The organism is Xanthomonas sacchari (assembly GCF_024266585.1).
Classification (GTDB): Bacteria; Pseudomonadota; Gammaproteobacteria; order Xanthomonadales; family Xanthomonadaceae; genus Xanthomonas_A; species Xanthomonas_A sacchari_C.
This window is the reverse complement of the sequence record NZ_CP100647.1, coordinates 4,606,943-4,631,566: the sequence shown is the minus strand read 5'-3', so window position 1 is coordinate 4,631,566 and position 24,624 is coordinate 4,606,943. Positions and strand designations below refer to the sequence as shown.

Here is a 24,624-nt window from a genome sequence, read left to right as displayed (position 1 = left end):
GAAGCTGCCGCGACTCCCTACCACGAGGTCCTGCCCATGGCTGCAACCAGCGCGCGCGTCCGCCTGCATGTCGAAGATACCGGCGGTGCCGGTCGTCCGGTGATCCTGATCCACGGCTGGCCGTTGTCGGCCGAGGCCTGGAAGGACCAGGTCGGCCCGCTGCAACAGGCCGGCTACCGGGTCATCGCCTACGACCGCCGCGGCTTCGGCCGTTCCGAGAAGCCGGCCGACGGCTACGAGTACGACACCCTGGCCGACGACCTGGCCGGCATCCTCGAGGACAAGCAGCTGCGCGATGCGGTGCTGGTGGGCTTCTCGATGGGCGGCGGCGAGGTGGCGCGCTACGTGGCGAGGCATGGCACCGACAAGCTGGCCGGCGTGGTGTTCGCCTCCGCGGTGCCGCCCTACATGCTCAAGACCGACGACAACCCGGAAGGGCCGCTGAGCAAGGAACAGGCGCAGGAGATGGAGCAGGGCCTGAAGGCCTCGCGCGAGACCTTCTTCGACGACTTTACCCGGGGCTTCTTCAGCGCGCACGGCACGCTGAAGGTGAGCGAGGCGCAGCGCCAGGAGGCGATCGCGCTCTGCCTGCAGAGTGACCAGACCGCGGCGCTGGGCTGCATGCAGGCGTTCGGCACCACCGATTTCCGCGAGGATCTCAAGAAGGTCGACGTGCCGACCCTGGTGCTGCACGGCGATTCCGACGCCACGGTGCCGTACGAGGGCTCTGGCCAGCGCACCCACCGCGCCATCGCCGGCAGCGACGTCGTGTTGCTGAAGGATGCGCCGCACGGCTGCAACACCAGCCATGCCGAGGAGTTCAATAAGGCCTTGCTGGCATTCCTGGCCAAGTTGGGCTGACCGCGAGTCCCAGTATCGGCGGCGTACCGCGGTGCCGCCGTGCAAGGCGCGGCACCGCACCGACGCGAGAAGCAAGCCTGTAAGAAACAGACCCGCGGCACCACTCGGCTGCCGCGGGTCGATCTGGTCTACTTACGCCATCACGCAGGTCACTCGCCGACCAGCGTGGCCACGCTCTGCGGGTCGACGTAGACCACGGTCTGGCCCGAGGCGACGCTGTACTTGCCGCCGTAGCCGACGTTGAGGCTGGACGAGGTGCTGTACTTGGTGAACGCGGTGGCGCTGCCGGCGGGAACGCGCACGGTGATCTGCCGATGCTGGGTGCCGGTATTGACCACGACCAGAGCCAGCTTGCCGCTCGGGGTCTTGTAGGCGCTGACTGCGACGTCGCTATACGGCGCGGCGGTGGCACTGATGCGCACCGAGCCCGGGCGCACGAAACGCGCGTATTGCGACATCACATAACCACGCTTGCTCACCGTGCCGTTCTCGGCGATCAGCCCGTAGCTGCGGCGGATGTACCACCAGATGTAGCCGCTGTAGTTGGCGAGCATGCTGTTGTGCAGTTCGCTGGCCACGCCGAGCGCGGACGGCCAGGCATTGCCATCCGTGTTGTCGGTGTAGTGCTCGGTCATCCACAACTGCTTGCCCTTGCTGCGCGCCAGCGGGTAGTCCTTGGGCTGCACGCCATACAGGTGCCCGCCGATGATCGACAGGTACTGGGCGGCGCTGCTGTTGAGCACCGGGTCGGTCAATGCCGGGTTGAAGCCCAGCGACTCGGCGGCGAGCAGCTTGAACTTGCCGAACTTCGCGCCCTGCGCGCTGATGAAGTTGAGGAAGTCGGTGCCGTTCCAGTCGCCCGACTCGTAGTCCGGATGCCAGTCCGGCTCGTTCTGCAGCGACAGGGCGTAGATCGGCGCGCCCTTGCTGTCCATGTAGGCGGTGAAGTCCAGCAGGTGCTTGGCGTAGGCGTCGTAGTACTGCGGCAGCAGCTTGCCGCCATTGTTGAGGTTGTTGTTCGACTTCATGTAGGCCGGTGCCGACCACGGCGTGGCCAGCAGCACCGCGCCGTGCGCGCGGGCGCGTACCGCCGACGGCACCTGCTGGCTCCAGCCGGAACTGGACGGATCGATGCGCAGGCGCATGATCGACAGACCGATCTGCCCCGTGTCGCTGCCGAACGCCAGATCGACCTGGGCCGGGGTGAGGTCGGCGATCCAGCCGGCGCCGTTCATGCCGCCGAAGCCCTGGATGGTCTGGTGGACTTCGGACGGATTGACGGTGACGGTCTGCGCCGAGGCGCCGCCGGCCGAGAACAGCGTGGCGGCCGCGGCGAGCAAGGTGCCGAGCAAACGAGGGGTCTTCATGGTGTCTCCAGGGGTGGGGGAGGCGTGACGCTAGCCAGCGCAGGTGACCATTTCAATGTCGCGATCGTCCAAAGCGTCCAAGTGAGACCGGTGGCGCAACGCGAGCGCAACGCTGTCCTCAGTCCACATGGAGGCATGGGCCTTGCTGGATGACGCGCTGCAGCGTTGGCGCATCCTGCGTTACGCGATGAGGTGCGGGGTGCGGATTGTGCGCAGTTGCGCGCGCAAACGCCGCAAGATGCACAAGTGCACACAGGACAAAGCTGCGCACAATGCACACGCCGGCAGCACGCAGGGGGTGTGCCGGCATTTCCTGTTGCGAAGGATGTTGCGCATGCCACTGTTCCGTTTTCCGCAACGCTGCGGCGTTGCGCTGTTCGCCGCGATCCTGCTGATCGCGCTCTGCCTGCCGTCGTTGGCACAGGCGCAGGCCACCCGCTATCGCGACGCGGCGCCCCTGCTGCTGGGCGTGGCCTGGTATCCGGAGCAGTGGCCGGAAGCGCAGTGGGAGCACGATCTGGCGCTGATGCAGGCGGCGCACGTGCGCGTGGTGCGGATCGGCGAATTCGCCTGGAGCCGGATGGAGCCGCGCGAGGGGCAGTACGACTTCGCCTGGATGGACCGCGCCATCGCCGCCGCCGCGCGCCATGGGATGGTGGTAGTGCTGGGCACGCCGACCGCGGCGCCGCCGGCCTGGTTGACTCAGGCCTATCCGGACACCCTGCGGGTCAGCCAGGATGGCGTGCGCGACGAGCACGGCAACCGCCAGCAGTTCTCCTTCGCCAGCGCCCGCTATCGCCGTTTCGCCCACGCCATCGCCGAGCAGATGGCGCAGCGCTACGGGCACAACCCGCATGTGGTCGGCTGGCAACTGGACAACGAGTACGCGCAGGCTTCGTTCGATCCCGAGGCCAAGGCGCAGTTCCATGCCTGGCTGCAGCGCAAGTACGGCAGTATCGACGCCCTCAACCAGCGCTGGGCCACGGCGTACTGGAGCCAGACGTATAACGATTTCGCGCAGATCCCGGTGCGCGAGGACGAGGAGAATCCGGCCCTGTTGCTGGAGTGGAAGCGCTTCGTCAGCGACACCTGGACCGACTACTCGCGCAACCAGATCGATGCGATCCGCCCGCATGCCGATCCACGCCAGTTCATCACCACCAACACCATGGGCTGGTTCGCCGGCTTCGACGCCTACACCGTGCACGGCGTGCTCGACATCGCCGCCTGGGACGACTACGTCGCCGGCGAACGCTACGACTGGGTGGACAACGCCGCCCGCCACGATCTGACCCGCGGCTACAAGCAGCGCAACTACTGGGTGATGGAGACCCAGCCGGGCTTCGTCAACTGGCGCGCGACCAACGTGGCGCTGCGCAAGGGCCAGGTGCGGGCGATGGCGTGGCAGGCGGTGGCGCATGGCGCCGATGCGGTGTCGTACTGGCAGTGGCGTGCAGCGCCCAACGGGCAGGAGGAATACCACGGCACCCTGGTCGGCGCCGATGGCGAGCCGGTGCCGGTGTATGCGGAGATCCAGCAGGTCGGTGCGGAGTTCGCCAAGGCCGGGCCGGCCCTTGCCGGCACCATGCCGCAGGCGCAAGTGGCGCTGATCAACGACTTCGACAGCCGCTGGGCGATCGGTTTCCAGAAGCACGCCGCCGACTTCGATCCGGTCGTGCAGATGAAGAGCTTCTACCGTCCGCTGCGGCAGCAGGCGCAGGTGGTCGACGTGGTCTCGGCGATGGCGCCGCTGGAGCGCTACAAGCTGGTGGTGGCGCCGGCGCTGAACGTGCTGACCGAGGCGCAGGCGCAGCGGTTGAAGGCCTACGTCGAACACGGTGGGCATCTGGTGCTGGGGCCGCGCAGCGGCATGAAGAACATCGACAACGGCCTGCACCCGCAGCGCCAGCCCGGTCCGCTGGCGGCGTTGCTTGGTGGTCGCGTGGAGCAGTTCTATGCGCTGGACAAGCCGATCCCGCTGGTCGGCACGGGCGCAGACGGCAGCGCCAGAATCTGGGCCGAGCAGTTGCAGGCCACCGCCGCCGACACCACCGCGCCGCTGCGGTACGGCACGGCCAATGGCTGGCTGGATGGCGCGCCGGCGCTGTTGACCCGGCGCGTCGGCAAGGGCCGCATCAGCTATGTCGGCGGCTGGTTCGACGATGCGACGCTGGATCGCCTCACCGGCGACTGGTTGCGCGACGCCGGGGTGCAGGCGCCGCTGGCCGACGTGCCGGAGGATGTGGAAGTGGGCGTGCGCAGCGATGGCGCGCGTCGCATCGTGCTGCTGATCAACCACGGCACCGCCGCGCACGCCGTGCGGCTGCCGGCAGCGATGCGGTCGCTGCTGGGACCGGCGCCGAGCGGCGATACGGTGCAACTGGCGCCCGACGACGTGGCGGTGCTGGAACAGCGCCGCTGAGCACTGCCGCGGTGCGCTGCGGCGCACCGCCGACGGGGCGATGACGGATTGGTGCGATTGCTGTGCGCGGCCCACATGTGACGTGACCGCGTCGCGGCTGTGCACCAAGCGCGACGACACGCTCTACAATGCAGGCGCCAGCGGGCGTCGCCGCCGCCATCGCGTCGCGGCCTCGTTCCCTTACTGGAGTCGCGCGTGTCCTTGTCTTCTTCTGCTCCGCTGTCGCCGGTGGGCCGGCTGTTCGCCGTTGCCGCCGTGTTCGAAGGCCTGACCTGGGCCGGCCTCTTGCTCGGCATGCTGCTCAAATACGGCACCCAGACCACCGAGTTGGGCGTGTGGCTGTTCGGCCGCCTGCATGGCGTGGCGTTCCTGCTGTACGTGGTGGCCAGCCTGGTCGCGGCGCTGCGGTTGCGCTGGCCCTGGTGGGCGTGGGCGTTGAGCCTGCTGGCGGCATTGCCGCCGCTGGTCACGGTGCCGCTGGAACTGTGGTTCCGCCGGATCGGTCTGCTCGGCGCGCCACGGCAGCGCACGGCGCGATAGCGCAGGCGCCGCGATCCAGATGATGCACTGCGCCGCCTGCGGAGGCGCTGCGTCGGTACTCCATCGCGCGCTGCGTTCTTCGCCACCGTTCTAGAATGCAGCCCCCAAGCGCAGGCGAGGAGCCATGGGCAAACGCCAACGACGACACCCGCCGCCCGCACCGCCCCCCAGCCGCGCGCAGCGGCTGGTCGCGCGTCTGCAACGGCCGGTGTTGCTGCTGGTGGCCGCTGCCATCGGCGCGAGCGCGGTGTTGAAGCTGTATCTGCTGGCGAAGGCACTGCTGAGCGGCGTGTACATCGGTGGATCGCGCATCGGCCCGCCACGGATCCATCTGCTGCAGAGCGATCCTGGCCACTACTGGTTCTCGATCGCATGGGACGGTGTCCTCAGTCTCGTGTTGCTGGCGCTGGCCGTCGCCCTTGGCTGGTCGGTCATGGCGCTGCGCAAGCCGACGTAGCACGCGGCCGCCGGATCACCGCGGCATCACTTGTCCAGGCAGCGCTGCCAGCGTTCGGCCACGCGTTGCGCGAACCAGGCGGTGGTGAGCTTGCGGGTGATCTTCGGGCTTTCCAGGGCGATGCCCGGCAGCACGGCGCGCGGCAGCGGGCGGCCGGCATCGCGGTCGGCCAGCGCGAACACCTGGCGATACAGCGCGCTGTCGGCGAAATCCGCCTCGCCGCCACGCTGCAGTTCGCGGCGGATCCTGCGCGCATCCATGCCCAGTTGCGTGCCCAGGCTGCGCGCGGCGTGCTCGGTGGCGCCGGGCGTGTCGAGGTCGGCGCCGGGCGTCAGCAGATCGCCATCGAGCGCAAGCGCAATGCCGCTTGCGCGTGCCAGCGCCGCCTGGAACGCGGCGTTGCGGCTGGCATACCAGCCGGCATTGAAGTCGGCGAAGCGGTACAGCATCGCCGCCTCGTTCGGGTAGCCGAGCAGGTGGCGGGTGCCGAACCAGATGCCGCCGCGGCGGCTGAACACCGCGTGGCGCACGCTGTCGCGCAGCGGGTACGGGTAGCCGTCGGTATGCGCTTCGGCGAAGGCGATGCTCACCTGCATCGGCCCGGCGGTGTGCACCGGGTTGAGATCGCCGAACAGGCGCTGGCCCAGCGGCACGCTGCCGGCGATGTCCTCGAAGATGGCGCTGAGATCCTGTTCGGTGCGTGCGGCGGCCAGACGCTCGGCATAGCTGCGGCCATCCGGTCCGCGCAGCTTGAGCGCCGTCTCCAGCGCGAACGCCGGCACATGCAGCGCGGCCGCGCGCTTTTGCAGTTCCGCCCGTGCGATCTTGCCCAGTCCCGGCACCGGCGGGTTGGTCTGGTAGGTCGATTCCTGTTCGATCACCGCCAGTACCGCACAGATGTTGTCGGCGCTGGTGCCCAGGTTCTGCGAGGCCAGGGCCACATAGACGTCGTCGGCCCAGCCGCGGCGGTCGGGCACCGTCGCCGGGATGCGCCGGGCGATGTCGGCCTTGACCTCGCTGGGCGTGCGCTCGGGCACGCGCGGCGCCTGCGTGGCGCAGGCGCCGAGCAGGGCGGCGCTGCACACGGCGAGCAGGCGGACGAAGACGGCGGCGGGCATCGGCGAGGCGGCTCCTGCTGGATGGCGATCGTCCGCATCCTACAGGTGCGGCGTCGCCGCCGCGCTACGTCGCCGGCGTCGCCGCGGTGCGCTCGGAGGTCGTGGCTGGTTGCGCGTCCGTACCGGCGACATGGATGCCGACGCCGCTGCGGCCGGGGGCCAGATCGGCCCGCAGGGTCAGCGCCGGAATCGCGTAGTCGCCGCCGTTCTGCTTGCGGAAGGCGATCGGCGCAGCACTGAACAAGGTGTCCAGGCGCTCGCCCAGCGCCGCGCTGGTCTGCGCGAAACGCGCCGCATCCATGCGTCCGCTGCGGTAGACCACGAACGGCGGCAGCACGTCGAAGCCCGGGTAGTGCAGGATGCCGTGCTGGATCGGGAACAGCAGGTCGTCGATGGGCCCGTTGATGCCGCGCGGCGCGTAGTGCGATTCCCAGCCGCCGGCGGTGACGATCAGCATCGCGCGCTTGCCGGCCAGCGTGCCTTCGCCGTAGCGATCGCCCCAGTGCGTGTCGGAGTGTTCGCCGACGCCGTAGGCGAAGCCGCAGGCATACACCCGGTCCACCCAGCCCTTGAGGATGGCCGGCATCGAGAACCACCACAGCGGGAACTGCAACAGCAGGGCGTCGGCCCAGCGCAGCTTGTCCTGCTCGGCGGCGATGTCCGCGCGCTGGCGGCCGCTGGCGTAGGCGCGCTGGGAGTCGCGCGAGGGATCGAAGCGCGCCTCCGCGGCGCCGTCCAGGCTGTCCTGCGCGTCGACCGTGGTCTTCCAGTCCATTGCGTACAGATCCGAGACCTGGACGTGGTGGCCGGCGTCCTGCAGGCGTTGCACCGCCACCTGCTTGAGGGCGCCGTTGAGCGAGGCGGGTTCGGGATGGGCGTAGACCAGCAAGACGTTCATGCGGGTGCTCGGTGAGGGGGGACCTCCACGCTAGGTCCTCGTTCGCTATAGTGGAAATGAATTGCCTTAATGTCCGCTATTGCGATGGTTGATCTGCGACGCCTGGACCTGAACCTGCTGCTGACGCTGGACACGTTGCTCGACACGCACAACGTGACCCGCGCCGCGGCACGCCTGCATCTGTCCCAGCCTTCGGTCAGCGTGCATCTGGCCAAGCTGCGCGAGGCGCTGGACGATCCGCTGCTGCTGCCGGGACCGCGCGGGATGCGTCCCACCGCCCGCGCCGAGGCGCTGCGCGCCCCGCTGCGCGAGGCCTTGCAGGCGCTGCAGCAGGCGGTGGCGCCGGAAGCGCCGTTCGATCCGGCGCGGGCGCAGACACTGTGGCAGGTGGCGGCCACCGACTACGGCGCCTCGACCGTGCTACTGCCGGCGATCGCCGCCTTGCGCCGGGTGGCGCCGGGCTCCCGGCTGGCGGTGCTGCAGCTGGCGCCGCCGGCGATCGCGCAGCAGGCCGAACAGGGCCAGATCGACCTGGCCCTGCATACCGTCGCCGACGCGCCGCCCGGCCTGCACCGCCGTACGCTGTTCGCCGAGCGCTATGTCCTGGTCGGCCGTGCCGGCCATCCGCGATTGCGGCGGCGGCCGAGCCTGGCGCAGTTCTGCACGCTCGACCACGTCATCGTCTCGCCCGACGGCGGCGGCTTCAGCGGCGTCACCGATGCGGCACTGCGCGCGCGTGGGTTGCGGCGCCGCGTGGTGCTGTCGGTGCCGCATTTCCTGTTCGTCGTCGCCGCGCTTCAGCGTAGCGACCTGGTGGCGATGCTGCCCGAGCGGCTGGCACGCGGGCAGCCCGGCCTGCAAGTATGCGCGCCACCGCTGGAACTGCCCGGCTACGAGATGGCCATGCTCTGGCACGAGCGCGTGCACCGCGATCCGGCGCATCGCTGGTTGCGCGAGCACTTCCTGGCGTCGATCTGACGTTTCGGCCGCGACGTGGCTTCAGCGGCGCGTGGCCAGCACCCCGTCCAGCGCCAGTTGCGCGGCGAAGCCGGCCTTCTCCAGGCGCTTGGCCACCTCGCGCGGCACGTCGCGGCCGCTGGTGAGCTTGTTCGGACTGCCGGTGTAGTGGAATAGCCGGCCGCCGCGGCGCAGCACCCGCGCGAGCTGGTCGTAGAAGGTTTGCGCGTAGAGTTCGCCGGCGATGCCGAAGCGTGGCGGGTCGTGCAGGATCGCATCCATCGACGCATCGGCGATGCCGCCGATGGCGGCGCCGACATCGCCATGGGTCAGCTGCAGACGGCCGTCGCTGGCGGCCGGATCCGGCGACCACGGATTGAGCGTGCGCAGCCACAGCACATCCGCGTTCTTCTCGAACGAGTGCAGCCGCGCCACGCCGGCCTCCAGCGCGCAGGCGGCGAAATAGCCGAGGCCGCCGCAGGTATCGAGCACCTGCTTGCCGCGCGGTTCCACCAGCGCCACCTTGCGCCGCGCGTCCTCGAACGGCGACAGCTGCGCGCTGGGCAGCATCTTGATGCCGTCGATCTCGAAGGTCGGCGCGCCCCACTCGGTGGGCACCAGCTTGATCAGCGCGCCGCCGAAGCGCGACACCGCTTCGAAATCCTCGCCATCCCAGTAGTAGAGCGTGCGGTCCTTGAGCTTGCCCGGATAGGGGTAGTCGCGCCCCTGCCACTGCCAACGTTCAGTGCCAAGCAGCGCCTGCCCCTGACTGCGCTCCAGGTCGAGCGAGCCGGACCAGGTGGCGGTGCCGGCATCGCGCGCGGCGAGCAGCGCGGCGGCGAGCGGACGGGTCAGCAGGGGGCCGGAATAGCGGGTCACGTGGGATCTGCCGGCGCCAAGGGCGCGGCACGGGGCTCGGATGCGGGAGCGCATCGTAACCGACGCGGTGCCGAGAGGGGATGATTGCAACGGGCGAGCGCCGCATTTGCCGTCGCTAAGTGCGAAACGCATCGGCAGGGTTGTGGCACCGGCCCAACGCGCTAATCCGGCAGAAGCGCTTTGCTCTCCGGTCCACATCTCATCGGGACCTAGGTGCCGCGCGCTGCGCGAGTAGCGCGGCAGCTTCGTTCAATGCGCCATGCCACCGCGTGCCTGGGCAGGTTCCTGTTGCGGGGCCGGCTGCTGCAATGCTTGGTCGCGCTGCTGATTCTGCGCATTCACCTGGCGAGTGCTTTCCTGCAGCGTCGGCGTTTGGTCCAGATCGACACGAACGCGAAATCCTGGCGTGGTGCCAGCGACGAACGCAACCTTGTCCTGCACCGTGACCGTCTGCAGTTGCTGCGGGCCCTGGATGCCCTCGGCCTTGGCCGCTTGCAGGGTGTGCGCGACTTGCGCGTCGGTGGCGCCGGGCATGCGTTCGCGCAGTGCGTTGAAGAACGGATGGTCGGCGTGCGTGGCTTCGGAGAGCAGGGGCGAGCGCTTGGCCTCGGCCAAAGCTGCCCGTGTGTCGCGTCCGACAACGGCATCATCATCCAGGCCATGCGCGCGCTGGAACTCTTTCAGGGCATGGCGCGTATTGCGTCCGAAGTCGCCATCCGGCTTCAACGGCTTGCCGTCGGCGCCGCGATAGCCCAGTTCAGCCAATTGCTCCTGCAGCGCCCGGGTTTGCTGGTTGCGCTCATCCCCACCCATGCTGGCCAACTGCTGCAGCGAGATTTTGCCGCTCTGGATGTCGGCGATTAGTTCGGGCGTGATGGTCTGGGCCCATTGGTTCGCGGCCTGCACGCGTTCGTTGGCACCGTTGTCGCCACCATTGATGATACGGCCCGCTGCACGGGCGTTGTCGCGCAGGTTCTCCGGCACGCGATCCCGCCAGTAGGCCACCGCTAGATTGGCCGCCGTTTGCGGCTCGGCCGCCAGGTCCGGGTTGTTGGCGAGATCCACATTGAAGCGCTGGCCGTAGCGCTCGTAGTTGTCGCGGCCGGTGTACTGCAGATAGCCGCGGCCATGAAACCGCCAGCCGTCGCCGGGTTCGGTATTGCCGAGATCGGCGCGGTTTTCGTACATCACGGTGGCAATGCGCTGCGGATCGCGGCTGGCGACGGCGTCCTCCACCTGTTTGCGGGTGAAGCGGTCATCGGCCGAGGAGACCGCGGCGATCACGCTGTCGGCCGAGGTATAGCCCAGGTTCTCGTGCATGCGGCGAAAGTGACCGGTCTCGACGGCGGCATTTCCCATCAGGTTGGCCAGTTCCGTCGGCGAGGTGATGCCCGAATCGACCGCAGTCTTGAGCAGCAGCGCCGAACTTTCGTTGAAACGGGGCATGATTCTCTCCTTAGAATCGGATTACTGGACGACGGCGCGGTGCTTGTCCATGGCGTCCTGCAGTTTTTCTGGGTCGATCTGCGAGATCGGGGTCCATGCGAAGTCCGCCGGATAACTGGCGGTTCCGCGGAAGACGTCCATCGCGCCGCTCTGCGGATTCTCTGCAGGTGCCGTGCTGCTCGCTTCCGCCAGATACCAGGCTTTCTTGGCCGAGTCGTATTTCAGCGTGTAGGTGACATTGCTGCGGGTCTGCTGGTTGACGTAGACGATTTCCTGCGTCTTCAGGCTCAGGTTGTCGTCCAGGCGCTTCGCGTTGCGCGCCACATCGTTGTAGAGGCAGTCGACCGCTTGCGGGCTACGGTCGGCCACGCTCCATGCCGCATTCGCCTGTTGCAGGACCAGCAGCTCGCAGATATTGCCTGATGCATCGGCATTGGCGTGGCGGACGATGGCGACGGCATCGGTCCCGCCGTTGCCGGTCAGGTCGTGCTGTCTGAAGGCGAGGATCTGGTCTCCCGGCTTGAGCAAGGGTTGCAGGGATGCCTCCCCTGAAAGGGACGCCGCCGGCGAAGCGGGCGCCTTGTCGGTTGTTGGAGCAGGGGAGGGCGAGTCCGTGCCGCCGTTGGCGGCGTGGTCGGCCGGTGCGGTTTGCGCGGACGGCTGGCAGCCGATCAGGCTTGCCGAAAGGAGGAAAGGCAGACAACGTGGCAGTGATGGCATCGGGCGGTCTCTGGCTGCATGCAACGGACGCGTTGCGATTGGATTCAAGGCAGCAGGGAGGCCGACGAGGCGGTCTTGGGTTCGCGTCGTCCTGACACGGAGGCAACTCCCGCTCCCTGGATGCAACCGCGGGCGCACCCTTGGTTGCGCTGAGGCTTATAGCAACGCATTGCTTAAGAATTTGTTGGGTCTTGGACGGTTCGCGCGGTCGCTGCTTCCGTTCCCCCCGCATAATGGGCGCTAGTTCCCGTGTGCCCGGTATGGGGCGCCGTTCGATCGCAAGAGGCTCATGATGCTCAAGGGTGTGCTGCTCGGTTTTGCCTGTTATGCCGCCTATTCGATCAGCGACGCCTTCGTGAAGGGGCTGGAGGGGTCGTTGCCGGCCTACGAGGTGGTGTTCTTCGGCGCGCTGCTGATGCTGTCCGCGCTGCCGTTCCTGAAGAAGCCGGGCGACCGCTGGCGCGAGGTGGTGGTGGCGCAGCGGCCCAGCATCTGGCTGCTGCGCGCGTTCACCGGCGCGGCCGGCAACCTGTCCGCGGTCACCGCCTTCACCCTGCTGCCGATGGCCGAGGCATTCGCGCTGATCTTCCTGATGCCGATCTTCGTCACCGTGCTGTCGGTGCTGTTGCTCAAGGAGGAGGTGCGCTGGCGGCGCTGGCTGGCGGTGATCGTCGGCTTCATCGGGGTGCTGGTGGTGCTGCGGCCGGGCTTCCGGCACCTGGGCCAGGGCCATGTCGCGGCGATCGTCTGCGGGCTGGTGGGGGCGGTGTCGGTGATCAGCCTGCGCATGGCCGGGCCCGGCGAGAAGCGCCTGACCCTGTACGGCGCCGGCGTGCTCGGCCCGCTGCTGATGGGCGGCCTGCTGATGCTGCCGACCTTCGTCTGGCCGACCTGGCAGCAGTGGATCCTGCTGGCCGGCTACGGCCTGCTCGCCGGCCTGGCCGCGATCTTCATGATGTACGCCTCGCAGGCGGCGCCGATCAGCGCGGTGGCACCGACCCAGTACAGCCAGATGCTGTGGGCGATCGGCTTCGGCTACTGGCTGTTCCACGACCACCTGGACTGGCCGATGGCGGTGGGCATCGCGCTGATCCTGGGCGCCGGCCTGTTCACCCTGGTGCGCGAGGAAAAGGTCACGCGGTGGTGGCGGCGCACCAAATTGGTGTGAGTGCCGCCGCCTGGGCCGATCTGGGGCGCCGCACGCGCGCCGATCAGGACATCGCCGGTACCGCCGCCCGCGCCGCGCCGTGCCGCCGCGGACCCGCCCGCGTCACGCGCGGCTGGCGCACGCTGCCGCCATCTTCTATGTTTGCAGGCTAATCCCTCGCGATGGCCTGCGCCCATGACCGATCCGTCCGCCCAGCCCGACCACCTGCAGCGCAGTCTCTCCAACCGCCACCTGCAGCTGATCGCGATCGGCGGGGCGATCGGCACCGGCCTGTTCATGGGCTCGGGCAAGACCATCAGCCTGGCCGGGCCCTCGATCCTGTTCGTGTACCTGATCATCGGCGTGATGCTGTTCTTCGTGATGCGCGCGATGGGCGAGCTGCTGCTGTCGAACCTGGAGTACAAGTCCTTCATCGACTTCTCCACCGACCTGCTGGGGCCCTGGGCCGGGTTCTTCTGCGGCTGGACCTACTGGTTCTGCTGGATCATCACCGCCATCGCCGACGTGATCGCGATCGCCGCCTACGCGCAGTTCTGGTTCCCGACGCTGGCGCCCTGGATCCCGGCGATGCTGTGCGTGCTGTTGCTGCTGGGGCTGAACCTGGTGACGGTGAAGCTGTTCGGCGAAATGGAATTCTGGTTCGCGCTGATCAAGATCATCGCGATCTGCGCGCTGATCCTCACCGGCGCCGGCCTGGTCGCCTGGGGTTTCCAGTCGCCGTCCGGGCACGTGGCCTCGTTGGCCAACCTGTGGAACGACGGCGGCATGTTCCCGATGGGGTTGGGCGGGTTCTTCGCCGGGTTCCAGATCGCGGTGTTCGCCTTCGTCGGCATCGAACTGGTCGGTACCACCGCCGCCGAGACCGCCGACCCGCGCCGCAACCTGCCCAAGGCGATCAACTCGATCCCGGTGCGCATCCTGGTGTTCTACGTGCTGGCGCTGGTCGCGATCATGGCGGTGACGCCGTGGCGCGAGGTGGTGCCGGGCAAGAGCCCGTTCGTGGAGCTGTTCGTGCTGGCCGGCGTGCCGGCCGCGGCCAGCCTGATCAACTTCGTGGTGCTGACCTCGGCCACCTCCTCGGCCAACAGCGGCATCTTTTCCACCAGCCGCATGCTCTACGGCCTGGCCGAGGAGCGGCACGCGCCGCGTGGCTTCGCCCGGCTCTCGCGTGCGGCGGTGCCGGCGCGCGGCCTGCTGTTCTCCTGCGCCTGCCTGCTCGGCGGCACCGTGCTGATGTACCTGATCCCGAACCTGGTCACCGCCTTCACCCTGGTCACCACGCTGGCCGCGGTGCTGTTCATGTTCGTCTGGTCGCTGATCCTGTGCGCCTACATCGCCTATCGACGCAAGCGCCCGCAGCTGCATGCGGCCTCCGCGTTCAAGATGCCCGGCGGGGTGGCGATGTGCTACGTGTGCCTGGCGTTCTTCGCCTTCGTGCTGGTGCTATTGACCCTGCAGGCCGATACCCGCCAGGCGCTGTTCGCCAGCCCGGTGTGGTTCCTGCTGCTGGGCGTGGGCTATGCGTTGAAGCGCCGCAGCGCCTAGGGCGGGTCACCAATTCCCGAGTATGCCGCGTTGGGTCTGGCAGCGCGCCTGCCAGGCCCCAACCCGAAGGGCCGCGATTGCGCGCGCCCGTGGCCGCGTCATCGCTCGGGCGTGGACGCACGTCCACTTCCTCGCGCTTCCTTGCCACAGGCGCGCGCAATCGCGGCGCGGCATGCTCGGGGATTGATGACACGCCCTAGCCTGAACCGGTGCGCGCGGTGGTCGTTGACGCTCTGCGCGCGCTGACGGATGCTCGCGGCCTTTCCTGCGCGAGCCCGTCCCGATGATCACCATCCACCGCCTCGGCGGCACCTCCGATACGCCGGTGTGCTGGGTGGACCTATGCCGGCCGAGCGAGGCGGAGCTGGCCGAGGTCGACCAGAAGGTGGGCTTCGCGGTGCCCACGCGCGCGGCCATCGGCGAGATCGAGTTCAGCAGCCGGGTGCGGGTGGAGGGCGAGGTGCTGTTCCTCAACGTGCCGCGCTTCCAGGACGAGGACGGCCCGACCGCGCCGCTCGGCTTCGCGGTGTCGCCGCGGGTGCTGGTGACCCAGCGCGAGCAGCCGATGGGGTCGCTGGACGCGGTGGCCGCGCAACTGCAGCACAGCCCCTGCCGCAGCAGCGACGACCTGCTGCTGCGCCTGCTCGACCAACTGGTCGGGCGCCTGGCCGATCGCCTGGAAGCGCTGGAGGCGCAGATCACCGAGACCACGCGGGTGGCCTTCGACCGCCCGCATGCGCGGCACAGGTCGCGGCATCTGGAGCGGATGCTGCACGACGTCGGCGACATGGGCCGGCGCCTGGGCGGCATGCACAACGCCGGCCACGGCCTGCTGCGCCTGGCCACCTACCTGGACGACGCCGCGCCGGACTGGTTCGGCGAGGACGCGGCCAGGCGCATCGGCCTGCTGCACAAGGATCTGGTCACCCTGAGCGAGTTCGAGCAACAGTTGAACGACCGCATCGAGTTCCTGCTCGACAGCGTGCTGGGCATGATCAACGTCGACCAGAACAACGTGATGAAGGTGATGGCGGTGGCGTCGGTGGTGGGCATCCCGCCAACGGTGCTGGTCGGCGTCTGGGGCATGAACTTCGCGCACATGCCCGAACTGAAATGGCACGACGCCTACTACTGGGCGCTGGGCGTGATCGTGCTGAGCATGCTGCTGCCGCTGGCGTGGTTCCGCCGACGCGGCTGGATCTGAGCGACAGCCGCACTCAGTCCGGGCTGCGCCGCACGCCGCGACGTTTGCGCAGGTGTTGCCTGGCCAGGCGTAGCGCGCGCAGTCCCGGATAGGCCCACTGCAGCGCTCGCGGCAGGGGCGTGGCCAGGCGATCGTCCTCGGTGGGTGCCAGCAGGAACGGGATCAGCTGCAGGCGGCCGCGCCAGTTCGACTGCAGCGACAGCAGGCGCAGGGTATAGCGCGCCATGCCGAGCCGAGCCGCCAGGTCGGCGCCGCGATCGGAGCCGAGTGCATCCAGGTGCGGCAGCAGAGTGTCGGCCGCGAAGCGCGCGTTGCGCAGCAGCGATGCCTGTTCGCGCAAGGCCGCGGGCAAGGGCACGCCGAGCGTGGCCTCGGCCAACAGGACGCCCAGGGCCAATTGCCGTTCCACGCCCAGCTGCCGTGCCAGCGCCAGGGTGGCCGCCCAATCCTGCGACGGGCTGCGCAGCGCCTGCGCGAGATCCACCAGCCAGAAGGCGCGGTGCCAGTTGTGCTTGTTGCCGTGGAAGGCGGCATAGACCACCGCCAGCGGCGGCGCCAGCGTGGTCACCTGCATCCCGGCCACGCGGACGAGGGTGGTGTGGTGATCCCACAGCGCTGCCGGTTGCAGCGGGAATTCGCGGGCCCAGTTGGCCAGACGCAGATGCAGTTCCAGCACCAGCCCGTTGTCGGCATGCCGCAAGGACAGGGCGTGATTGTCGCGCGTGTATCGCTCGAGCCTGCCCGCCGCATCCGGATCCAGCACATAGTCCAGGTCTTGCAGCAGCGCCAAGGCGCGGTCGCGGTCGGCCGCATCGATCAACAGATCGATATCGCAGGCCTCGCGATTTTGCGGGGTGCCGAACAGGGCGGCGTAGCCCTGGCCCTTGAGCAGGCAGTGGCGCAGTCCGGCATCGTCCAGGCCACGAACGATCTGCTGCAGTGCCGCGGTCTGCCGCAGCGTGCGCAGGAGGGTGCTACGTTGGCGTTGGCGGAGCGTGTCGCGCAGCGGCGTCGGCATGGCGCCATCCAGTGCGTCGGCCGGCGGTAGCGCGAGCGCCAGGCGATGCTGCGCAAGCACGCGTGCGAACGCGCGTGGATCGATCGCGCTCGCACTGCAGGCTGCTGTTTCTGAGCGCAGGACGCGCAGTGCGTAGTCGAACGCGGGCGACCAGGCGGTGCATGGGCGCGTCACGGCGTGAGCAGGGCCGCGTTGCGCGCGCGATCGGCAAGCGTGGCCACGACTGGAGGCCGATCATGCATTGCAGCGGACTTGTACTCGTACGTAGACAAAATTTGCATACGAGGCCGCATCGCGCATGCCGTGGAAAGTGCTAAGTGGCTCAGCGCACACATGATTCCTCTCTGTTCCCCGTGATTCTTTCGGCGCGCATCAGTCCTTGACTGATGGATTGGTCGCTCGCGCGCTGTGTAGCATACCTTCGACCTGCGGCGCGACGCTCTGCGCAGCTTGAGGGATGGGGGGACGCGTGCGATCGGGGATACGACGCGCGCGCCAGTGCTGACATTTGAGGAGCCGCACGATGAATGAGACCGATGCGTTTGTAGGCGAAATTCGCCTGTTTCCGATCGACTGGGCGCCCGCCGGATGGTTGCCATGCGATGGCCGCTCGTTGCCGATCAACAGCAACGTCGCGCTGGCCTCGCTGCTCGGCAACCAGTATGGCGGCGACGGCAAGACCACGTTCAATCTGCCGGACCTGCGCGGCCGCGTGCCGGTGGGCCAGGGCGTCAATCCGCTCACCACGCCGACGGTGGTCTACACGGTCGGCACCTATGGCGGCCTGGAGGGCGTGGCGCTGACCGCGGCGCAGATTCCGCCGCATACCCACCTGGTCAACGCGGCCAATACGGCGGCCACCACTGGCGCATTGGACGGGAACGAACTCCTCGCGCAGACACCGACACCGCACAATCTGTACGCGCCAACCGGCACGTTGGTCGGTCTGGCGGCTGACTCCGTGAGCCAGCAAGGTGGCGGTGCCGCCCACAACAACATGCAGCCATCGCTGGTGCTGAATTTCTGCATCTGCACGGTCGGCATCTACCCGCAGCGCCCCTGACGCGGGCCACAAAGGAACCACACCATGGATGCCTATACCGGTCAGATCATCCTTTTCGCCGGCAACTACGAACCCGAGGGCTGGGCGTTCTGCGACGGACGCCAGCTGCAGATTAATACCTACATGGCGCTGTACTCGCTCATCGGCACCACCTACGGCGGCGACGGCAGGGTCAACTTCAATCTGCCGGATCTGCGCGGCCGTGTCGCGGTCTCGCAAGGGCAGGGCGTGGCACGCGCGCCGGCGCCGCAACTGACGGCGCGCGTATTGGGCCAGAAGTTCGGTACCGAGACGGTGTCGCTGCAAACGGCGGAAATGCCCGCGCACGGTCACACCCTGCAGGCGGTGACCGCACCGGCGTCTGCGCTGACCCCTGTGGGCAATCTGCTTGCCGCACCTCAGAACTCGGAAGTGGCGTACTTCATCCCGCCCGCGGGGACGACCGATTCCGTCTACCCATTGGCACCGATGGCGGTGAACGTGAGCGGCGCCAATCAGCCCCACGACAACCACATGGCCACGCAGACGCTCAACTATCTGATCTGCCTGAACGGGTTCTACCCGCAGCGGCCGTGACCGGCCATCGCAAAGGAGTTCGACATGTCCAATAGCTTTATCGGCGAAGTGCGGGCGTTCCCTTACAACTTCGCGCCCGATGGCTGGCTCGAGTGCATGGGGCAGACGGTCAGCATCCAGCAGTATCAGGCGCTGTTCGGAGTGATCGGCTTTGCCTACGGGGGCGACAAGCAGAATACGTTCGGACTGCCGGATCTGCGCGGCCGCGCGGTCACCGGCCAGGGTCAGGGGCCGGGGTTGACCAACACCACCATGGGCCAGTTGCAGGGCGCCGACACCGTTGCGTTGACTTCTTCGTCGCAATTGCCGGCACACACGCACACCATCTCCACGCAGTTCGTCAGGCCGGCCACCGCCCTGACGGCCTTCGTCAATACACCGAGCGCGGCCGCTTACGTGACGCGCTTGCTGAATCTGACCCTCACGCCGAGACAGACGTATCTGGCGTATGCGCCGGCCGTGGGAACGCCGCTCGGCCAGATGTCGCCCAATACGCTGACGCCTTTCCCCGCTACCTCCACATCGGTGCAGGCACACGAAAACCGTCAACCGTTCACCACGGTGCGCTACTGCATCTGCGCCACGGATGGCATCTATCCGCCCAGGCCGTGATGTCGCTGCACTTCGCCTGCCCGGCGCCATTGTCGGCGCTGGGCATGGCGATCCGCCCCGAGTGCGCGGCGGACATGTCGGCGCTGCGCGCCCTGCTCCGGGAAGAGCGCTGGGCCGAATTCGCGATGCTGCCGTGGGACGATACGGCAAAGGCCGCATTGCTCGATCAACAGGTCCAGGCACAACGCCGCCATTACGCCCTGCTGCATCCAGATGCCTTGTTTCTGGTGCTGGCGCAGCAGGAAAGCGTGGTTGGCCGTCTCTATCTGGCGGCGACCGATGAAGGCGATCTCCGCGTGCTGGACATCCTGTTGTCATCCGATTACCGCCGCCAGGGGATCGGAACGATCCTGATCGGCGCGGTGCTGAACCAGGCGCGTGCCGAAGGGCGGCGTGTGCTGCTCGAGGTGAAAAAAGGCAATCCTGCGGTCGGGCTGTACCACCGACTCGGCTTCCAGAAATTTGCCGATGCCGGTATCTCCTGGCATATGGCCTGGCGTCCTGCCCTCAGCGATAGCCAAGCCAGTCCATGACCACGCCGTGGTCGGCGACCAGGCGCTGTGCCTGTTCCGTGGTGAGCGCGGACCGCCATGCGCCAGCGCGGCCTTGGCGAAAGAATCGTGCCTGCTCGCGGCTACGCTCGGCGAATCCGTGACGTTCCTCCACGCTGCGTAGGGTCTCGAAGCGGCAGGCGGCGACGGCGCGTGCCACATGCGATGGGTCGGCGGGCAGACCCAGGAATTCCGCAAGACGTGTCGTCTCCCGCATGGGCTGCGCCAGAAGAGCTTCGTAGTGCAGGAGCAGGCGTGGCCCTGGAGCCCGCTGCAGCCATGAGGCGGCATGCCCTGACCAGGACCCATACCATTGCGGCGTCTGGGTGCGGAACGAGGGGCCGGCACGGCTCATGGTCAGGCCGGCGTCGCACATCTGGCGGATGGCGGCGTCGACGTCGATGTTCGTCTGGTCGGCCCAGGAAGGCGCGATATCCCGTGGGTCGCGCACGATGTAGACCGTTGCCAGGGTCGCGTCTGCTGGAAACAGCGTCGCGTCGTAGCGATCGTGCACTTTGAGCAGCTCCAGCGACTGTGCCGCGCATTGCCGATAGGCGCTGCTGCGCAGAAGACGAAGTTCGCTCGGTGCGAGGTCGCTGCTGTCCACGTCGACGAATTGCTCGAGCCAACTGCGCGAGGCCGCGTACGGCAGACTGCGGCCGAGCGTATCGATCGCCACCTCGGCTGCGCCGGTCTGCAGGCTGGAGATCAGGCAGCGCACCCAGGTATTGCCGGACTTCGGATAGGACGCCAGCCAGATGATGCCGCGCCGGCTCATGTCCCCAGGTGTGCTTCGATCAATTCGACGCCGGCGTCCAGCGCATCGAAACGCAGTGGGCGCAGCAGGTGCCAGACCGGCACCTGGCGCGCGATGGCGGCGGCTTGCGCAAAGGTCGTCGGCCACAGGCCGAGCCGCCGGGCGGCCTGTGGCCGCGTCAGGTAACTGTGCAGCAACGGCAGCGCGGCACCGGGGGAATGCCGCTGCATCCTCGGTTCCGGTGCCTCCTTCAGGATCAAGATCGCATCCAGCGGCGCGGGAGTCGGGTCGAATCCGGATTGCGGGCGCAGGTCGAACTTGTCCATTCCCGGGCGTATCTGCGGGAGCCCGGCGTGGGGCATCTGCAGGGAATCGAGCGTATCGCGCCAGAGTTTCAGGCGTGGGAAGGCCGGCAGCACCTCGATGCGGCCTTCGGTGCGGAGGACCGTTAGATCGTCGCTGAGCAAGCCATGGCCGCGCCTGAGGAGGGCGGCCGACAGTGTGGACTTGCCGGCGCCGCTGTGCCCGGCGATGGCCACGGTGCGGCTGCCGATCCGCAGGCAAGCCGCATGCAGCGGAAACAGGCCGCGTTGCAGGCACAGGTAGCCGAGCGCCGAGCCGAGCAGGAACAGCCGCCAGCTCTCATCGTCCTGGCGCAATCGCTGCACCTGGATCGAGCGTCCGCCGCGCACGAGGATGCGGACCAGGTCTGGGATCTGCAGTAACACGGAACCGTCGGTTCCGATGCTCAGCCAGGTATCGGTGGGATCGGCCGAATCGAGCCGGCTGGGGAGCGACGCGTCCTCGAACACCACGTCCGCATCGTGATGCCCGGCAGCCGATGCCGGCCAGGGCGGCAACTCCGGAAGGGGCAGGGTGCTGCGGACATGCCAACCGCACAGCAGGTAGTGGTGCTGGCGTTCCGGCAAGACCCGCGCCGCCGGGTTTTCGCGGCTGCGGTTCAGACGCGGATCTCGATGGTGCCGGCACTGCGCAGCGTTTCCAGCAGCGATGCCACGTCGGTCTCGATCCTGGATCGTGTTGTCGCGTAGTCGGCGCACAGCCGATCGCACAGCACGACGAACGTGCAGGGCGATGCGAGATGCGTCCAGATGTCCTTGCCTACCGCGTCAAGCGAGAAATACAGCCCGCGTTCGGTGTTCATGACGACCAGTTCTTCGCCCATTTCCGCGGCCAGGCAACCGGGAGCCTGTGCGATCAAGGCATTCGGATCGATGGGCATGGCGAACCATCCGTGGAAGGACTTGGAACCTTAACCGGGAACCGTGCGTCTTGGAAGGCGGATAAACACTGGATCGGCTGCCATCGCCGACTCAGTGGCGTGGATGCGCGCGGCGCCGGAATACCACTTCGTCATCTGACTGAACGGGCAGGCGCAGATTGTCCGGACCGAAGAGGGGGGTATCCGCTTGCGCCGGTGTCGGAATGCGAAGGATCGGGTCGAACCAACGCGCTGCTGCCGTATCACGAAGGCGGAAGTTGGCGTGGCGCAACGCCAGCAAGCCGCCAGGGCGCAGGCAGCGGGCGAAGTCCAGCAACTGTGCCTGCACGTCCTCGAAGCGAATCAAATGGTCGCAGCGTTGGCCGGTATGGAAGGCCAGATCGCCCCGTCTCAGGACGGCCAGGCAGAAGATCGCATCGTAGGAGGCGTCGGCCTCACCGGCCGTAGTGCCCGCCAAGCGGAACTGCATCCGGGCATCCGGTTGCGTCCGAAGCCGGAGGGTGCACGCCGAGATATGGTCGGGATGGATGTCCAGTCCGGTGATGGCGGCGTCCGGGAAGTAACTGCGTAGCGTGAGCACTTCCTCGCCGCTGGCACAGCCGAACGACAACAGGCGCAGGTTTGCATTCGCTCCCAGTGTGGTCTGCACGAAGGCGAACAGCGTGGGATAGCGATGCATGGCGGTCGTGCCGTAATCCTGGAACACGGGCGCGGGCGAGGTAAGGCGCAACCACGCATACAGCCGGCCCTCGCGGTTGCGCAGGGCGCGATACAGCAGCTTCATCTGCGCAATGGGCCACCTGCTTCGCCAGCGGGAAAGAATCGGGATCATTGCTTTATGTGATGCGTATCTAGAAAATCCCAGCGACTGGCGGCGTGCGGCAGGCCGATGGACGCATTCGCTGGTGTTGGCAACGGCATCGATCGTAGGATCATGGAATCAAGCGACCAGCTTGAGTGGGAATTGCTCCAAGCGTAGCCGGGAGCATCCACAAACGACACAGCCCGCAACGCGGTGCGATGTCAGGCGCGTCGGATGTACGTCGTTGACGCTATGTGCAGTGCGGGAGGCGACGCGTTCGCGAGCCGCAGGTGACGCTAACAAAAGGGAGTGCGCAATGTACGAGAACGATCAGGTAGTGCCGTCCGAGGTCTCCTCGCAGCACGGGCGCAAGGTATGGACGACGCCGATGGTGTCGTTTCTTGCCATCGATGAGACCGCAAACCAGACCTTCTCCGGCAACGACGGCACGGGGACTGGCACTGGCTCCTAAGCCGGTGTAGGCGATCGAGGTGAGCGATTTTGCGGGGGTCTGGCGTCTCGACGGCGCTCCGGTTTCCCCCGCGGATCTGCTGCGCCTCGATCGCGCGCTGGAGGCGCGCGGGATCGGCCCGGCGCGTGTCTGGCATGGCGGTGACATCGCCATTGTCCATCGCCAGCATTGCTTCACAGCGGAGGATGCGTTCGAAGCGATGCCGTGGGTGGGAGCGTCCGGTGCGGTCCTTGCCGCAGATGTGGTGTTGGCTGCGCGTGGCGAACTGGTGGCGGCGCTAGGGGAGCCCAGCAGCACCTCCACGCCCGATGGCGCCTTGTTGCTGGAGGCCCTGCAGCGCTGGGATGTCGACGCGTTGCCGCGCGTGTACGGATCCTACGCGCTGGCCTTGTATCGGCCCGACCAGCGCCGGCTGCTGCTGGCCCGCGATCCCGTGGGCATCCGCTCGTTGTTCGTGCATCGTGGTTCCAATCTGATCGCGTTTGCCACCCGCTTGCGGGCGCTGCTGGCCTTGCCGGAGATTCCCTCCGATCTTGATGAGCAGGCGCTGGCCGATCGGCTGCTGATGGATCGAACGCGGGCGACCCGCACCATCTATCGATACATCGACCGAGTCCCGATGGCGCATGCCCTCAGCGTGACGCCGGAACGGGTTCATCTGCAGCGATGGTGGGCGCCGCCGCAGGCCGGTACGCTGCAGCTGCGCAACGATGAGGACGTCGAGGCCGCCGCTGCCGACGTGTTGGACCTGGCCGTCGCCGATGGCCTGCGCGCGCCTGGTCGCGTCGCCATGTGCCTGACCGGTGGCCTCGATAGTACGTCGGTGGCACTCTCCGCCGCACGACAACACACCGCAGCGCCGTTGCTGGCGCTCACGCGTGCTCCGCAGACAGCGACCGCAGCGGCGAGCGCACGCCATTACTATGACGAATCGCCGCGTGCCCGCCTGCTGGCGGAACCCCATCCGGGCATCGACTGGCACATGATCGGCGACGATGGCCAGGACTGGGGCGAACATGACGCCGAGCGCTGGTTGCAGGAAGGTGGCCAGCCGACGCGCTCGCCGCTGAACATGGCGTGGTTCTTTCCGCTCTATCGTTTCATGGAGGAGCGCGACAGTCGGGTCCTGATCGGCGGAGAGTTGGGTAACGCGTTCTTCAGCTATGACGGCTTGTCCCGGCTGCCGGAGTTGCTGCGGCAACGCCAGTGGCGCGCGTTGCTTGTGCAAGCGCGGGCGCTGGCGGCCACCGAAGGGTTGAGCGTGCGCAAGGTGCTGCAGCGCCATGTGCTGCGACCGTTCGCGCCGATGGCGGTGGTGCGCCGCTGGCATCGTCTGCCGGTCGACGTGTGGCGGTGCAACGCCGCGTTGAACCCTCAGTGGGCGCGAGAGCTGGATCTGCGCCGCACTCTGGATCTGCGTCGCTACCGGCTTTGTCTCGGCGCGAACCATCCTTCCCTGGCCGTGCGGCGCGAGTGGTTTTTGAGCGATGCCGCGGCGATGGAGACCTATGGGGTGCTTCGCGCACTGTCCGGTGTGGATCTGCGCATGCCGCTCGCCGACCGGCGGGTGATCGAGTTCTTCGGCAGTCTCCCGCTGGATCAGTTCCTGCGCGATGGCGTCAGCCGCTCGCTGCCGCGCCGCCTGCTCGCCGCGCGCGGCGCACCTGCGGAGATCTTCGCCAATCGCCAGGTCGGCGTGCAGCATGGCGACTGGTTCGCGCATCTCAACGCGCAGCGCGCCAGCCTGCGGCAGCAACTCCACGCGCTGCACGATTCTGCCCTGGCACGCCGCGTGCTCGACCTGCCACGGCTGCAGGGCCTGATGGACACCTGGCCGCGCGACGCGCAGGCCGCCGAGCCGAGGCGCGAAGCCTATCTGCACATCCTGCTGTACGGCCTGCAGACGGGGCGGTTTCTCGCGTGGCACGAGCGTGGCGGCGTCTGAGTG

General features: G+C 67.9%; 25 protein-coding genes. 14 read left to right on the top strand and 11 right to left on the bottom strand.

All coding sequences use genetic code 11. The annotated features are described in order from the left end of the window. The first annotated feature begins 36 nt into the window (after nucleotides 1-36). Entirely contained in the window at nucleotides 37-861 is an 825-nt protein-coding gene (locus tag NKJ47_RS19535; RefSeq protein WP_254459385.1) for an alpha/beta fold hydrolase, read from the top strand. A 149-nt stretch (nucleotides 862-1,010) separates the two neighbouring features. On the opposite strand, the gene NKJ47_RS19530 is transcribed toward NKJ47_RS19535, so the two are convergent. Beyond that, a complete protein-coding gene (locus tag NKJ47_RS19530; protein ID WP_254459384.1) occupies nucleotides 1,011-2,228 on the bottom strand; it encodes a glycoside hydrolase family 30 beta sandwich domain-containing protein in 1,218 nt (405 codons plus the stop codon). Nucleotides 2,229-2,562: 334 nt separating this feature from the next. Here NKJ47_RS19530 and NKJ47_RS19525 point away from each other — a divergent pair, with 334 nt between their 5' ends. The 3 genes from NKJ47_RS19525 to NKJ47_RS19515 all read left to right on the top strand — a co-directional run bounded on the left by NKJ47_RS19525 (nucleotide 2,563) and on the right by NKJ47_RS19515 (nucleotide 5,647). Then, nucleotides 2,563-4,650, top strand: coding sequence for a beta-galactosidase (locus NKJ47_RS19525; protein ID WP_254459383.1), 2,088 nt, complete (start codon nucleotides 2,563-2,565; stop codon nucleotides 4,648-4,650). A 201-nt stretch (nucleotides 4,651-4,851) separates the two neighbouring features. Further along, the gene (locus tag NKJ47_RS19520; protein ID WP_254459382.1) at nucleotides 4,852-5,190 is read left to right on the top strand and encodes a DUF3817 domain-containing protein; all 339 of its coding nucleotides are present in this window, start codon (nucleotides 4,852-4,854) and stop codon (nucleotides 5,188-5,190) included. A 124-nt stretch (nucleotides 5,191-5,314) separates the two neighbouring features. Further along, complete coding sequence (locus NKJ47_RS19515; RefSeq protein ID WP_254459381.1) at nucleotides 5,315-5,647, top strand: hypothetical protein; 333 nt, start codon at nucleotides 5,315-5,317, stop codon at nucleotides 5,645-5,647. A gap of 26 nt (nucleotides 5,648-5,673) precedes the next feature. Here the strand turns inward: NKJ47_RS19515 and NKJ47_RS19510 are convergent, their stop codons facing one another. Beyond that, nucleotides 5,674-6,765 (bottom strand): DUF1615 domain-containing protein, encoded by a 1,092-nt coding sequence (locus NKJ47_RS19510; RefSeq protein WP_254459380.1) that lies wholly within the window; start codon nucleotides 6,763-6,765, stop codon nucleotides 5,674-5,676. Nucleotides 6,766-6,829: 64 nt separating this feature from the next. Further along, a complete protein-coding gene (locus tag NKJ47_RS19505; protein WP_254459379.1) occupies nucleotides 6,830-7,663 on the bottom strand; it encodes an NAD(P)H-dependent oxidoreductase in 834 nt (277 codons plus the stop codon). 69 nt (nucleotides 7,664-7,732) lie between these two features. Between NKJ47_RS19505 and NKJ47_RS19500 the strand changes: the two genes are divergently transcribed. Further along, a complete protein-coding gene (locus NKJ47_RS19500; protein ID WP_254459378.1) occupies nucleotides 7,733-8,641 on the top strand; it encodes a LysR family transcriptional regulator in 909 nt (302 codons plus the stop codon). Nucleotides 8,642-8,662: 21 nt separating this feature from the next. On the opposite strand, the gene NKJ47_RS19495 is transcribed toward NKJ47_RS19500, so the two are convergent. The 3 genes from NKJ47_RS19495 to NKJ47_RS19485 form a co-directional block, all read right to left on the bottom strand. Then, complete coding sequence (locus NKJ47_RS19495; RefSeq protein ID WP_254459377.1) at nucleotides 8,663-9,499, bottom strand: class I SAM-dependent methyltransferase; 837 nt, start codon at nucleotides 9,497-9,499, stop codon at nucleotides 8,663-8,665. Nucleotides 9,500-9,748: 249 nt separating this feature from the next. Further along, on the bottom strand, nucleotides 9,749-10,945 hold the full coding sequence (locus NKJ47_RS19490; RefSeq protein ID WP_254459376.1) for a peptidoglycan-binding protein: 1,197 nt from the start codon (nucleotides 10,943-10,945) through the stop codon (nucleotides 9,749-9,751). A 21-nt stretch (nucleotides 10,946-10,966) separates the two neighbouring features. Beyond that, the gene (locus NKJ47_RS19485; protein ID WP_254459375.1) at nucleotides 10,967-11,665 is read right to left on the bottom strand and encodes a hypothetical protein; all 699 of its coding nucleotides are present in this window, start codon (nucleotides 11,663-11,665) and stop codon (nucleotides 10,967-10,969) included. A gap of 292 nt (nucleotides 11,666-11,957) precedes the next feature. On the opposite strand from NKJ47_RS19485, the gene NKJ47_RS19480 reads away from it, so the two are divergent. The 3 genes from NKJ47_RS19480 to NKJ47_RS19470 all read left to right on the top strand — a co-directional run bounded on the left by NKJ47_RS19480 (nucleotide 11,958) and on the right by NKJ47_RS19470 (nucleotide 15,582). Then, nucleotides 11,958-12,833, top strand: a complete 876-nt coding sequence (locus tag NKJ47_RS19480) for a DMT family transporter (protein WP_254461477.1) — start codon at nucleotides 11,958-11,960, stop codon at nucleotides 12,831-12,833. A gap of 174 nt (nucleotides 12,834-13,007) precedes the next feature. Continuing rightward, entirely contained in the window at nucleotides 13,008-14,378 is a 1,371-nt protein-coding gene (cycA, locus tag NKJ47_RS19475; protein ID WP_254459374.1) for a D-serine/D-alanine/glycine transporter, read from the top strand. Nucleotides 14,379-14,661: 283 nt separating this feature from the next. Further along, nucleotides 14,662-15,582, top strand: coding sequence for a CorA family divalent cation transporter (locus tag NKJ47_RS19470; RefSeq protein WP_254459373.1), 921 nt, complete (start codon nucleotides 14,662-14,664; stop codon nucleotides 15,580-15,582). Nucleotides 15,583-15,595: 13 nt separating this feature from the next. Here the strand turns inward: NKJ47_RS19470 and NKJ47_RS19465 are convergent, their stop codons facing one another. Continuing rightward, complete coding sequence (locus NKJ47_RS19465; protein WP_302329798.1) at nucleotides 15,596-16,774, bottom strand: nucleotidyltransferase domain-containing protein; 1,179 nt, start codon at nucleotides 16,772-16,774, stop codon at nucleotides 15,596-15,598. A 349-nt stretch (nucleotides 16,775-17,123) separates the two neighbouring features. Here NKJ47_RS19465 and NKJ47_RS19460 point away from each other — a divergent pair, with 349 nt between their 5' ends. From NKJ47_RS19460 to NKJ47_RS19445, 4 genes are read left to right on the top strand one after another with little or no spacing between them, the layout of a single operon-like run. Further along, complete coding sequence (locus NKJ47_RS19460) at nucleotides 17,124-17,663, top strand: phage tail protein (RefSeq protein ID WP_209247874.1); 540 nt, start codon at nucleotides 17,124-17,126, stop codon at nucleotides 17,661-17,663. Nucleotides 17,664-17,687: 24 nt separating this feature from the next. Further along, entirely contained in the window at nucleotides 17,688-18,239 is a 552-nt protein-coding gene (locus NKJ47_RS19455) for a phage tail protein (RefSeq protein WP_254459371.1), read from the top strand. Between the two features lie 24 nt (nucleotides 18,240-18,263). After that, nucleotides 18,264-18,851, top strand: coding sequence for a phage tail protein (locus NKJ47_RS19450; protein WP_254459370.1), 588 nt, complete (start codon nucleotides 18,264-18,266; stop codon nucleotides 18,849-18,851). Further along, the gene (locus NKJ47_RS19445) at nucleotides 18,851-19,384 is read left to right on the top strand and encodes a GNAT family N-acetyltransferase (RefSeq protein ID WP_254459369.1); all 534 of its coding nucleotides are present in this window, start codon (nucleotides 18,851-18,853) and stop codon (nucleotides 19,382-19,384) included. Before NKJ47_RS19450 ends, NKJ47_RS19445 begins: the two co-directional genes overlap by 1 nt. On the opposite strand, the gene NKJ47_RS19440 is transcribed toward NKJ47_RS19445, so the two are convergent. From NKJ47_RS19440 to NKJ47_RS19425, 4 genes are all read right to left on the bottom strand, one after another. Beyond that, entirely contained in the window at nucleotides 19,359-20,180 is an 822-nt protein-coding gene (locus NKJ47_RS19440; protein ID WP_254459368.1) for a sulfotransferase domain-containing protein, read from the bottom strand. The genes NKJ47_RS19445 and NKJ47_RS19440 overlap by 26 nt on opposite strands. Next, nucleotides 20,177-21,088, bottom strand: a complete 912-nt coding sequence (locus tag NKJ47_RS19435; RefSeq protein WP_254459367.1) for a hypothetical protein — start codon at nucleotides 21,086-21,088, stop codon at nucleotides 20,177-20,179. Before NKJ47_RS19435 ends, NKJ47_RS19440 begins: the two co-directional genes overlap by 4 nt. Nucleotides 21,089-21,120: 32 nt before the next feature. Then, entirely contained in the window at nucleotides 21,121-21,402 is a 282-nt protein-coding gene (locus NKJ47_RS19430) for a PqqD family protein (protein WP_209247864.1), read from the bottom strand. 91 nt (nucleotides 21,403-21,493) lie between these two features. Then, nucleotides 21,494-22,186: a class I SAM-dependent methyltransferase gene (locus NKJ47_RS19425; RefSeq protein WP_254459366.1), complete on the bottom strand. Its 693-nt coding sequence runs from the start codon at nucleotides 22,184-22,186 to the stop codon at nucleotides 21,494-21,496. Nucleotides 22,187-22,520: 334 nt separating this feature from the next. Between NKJ47_RS19425 and NKJ47_RS19420 the strand changes: the two genes are divergently transcribed. Beyond that, complete coding sequence (locus tag NKJ47_RS19420) at nucleotides 22,521-22,676, top strand: hypothetical protein (protein WP_254459365.1); 156 nt, start codon at nucleotides 22,521-22,523, stop codon at nucleotides 22,674-22,676. A gap of 19 nt (nucleotides 22,677-22,695) precedes the next feature. Continuing rightward, nucleotides 22,696-24,621: an asparagine synthetase B gene (locus tag NKJ47_RS19415; RefSeq protein WP_254459364.1), complete on the top strand. Its 1,926-nt coding sequence runs from the start codon at nucleotides 22,696-22,698 to the stop codon at nucleotides 24,619-24,621. Nucleotides 24,622-24,624: the final 3 nt, after the last annotated feature.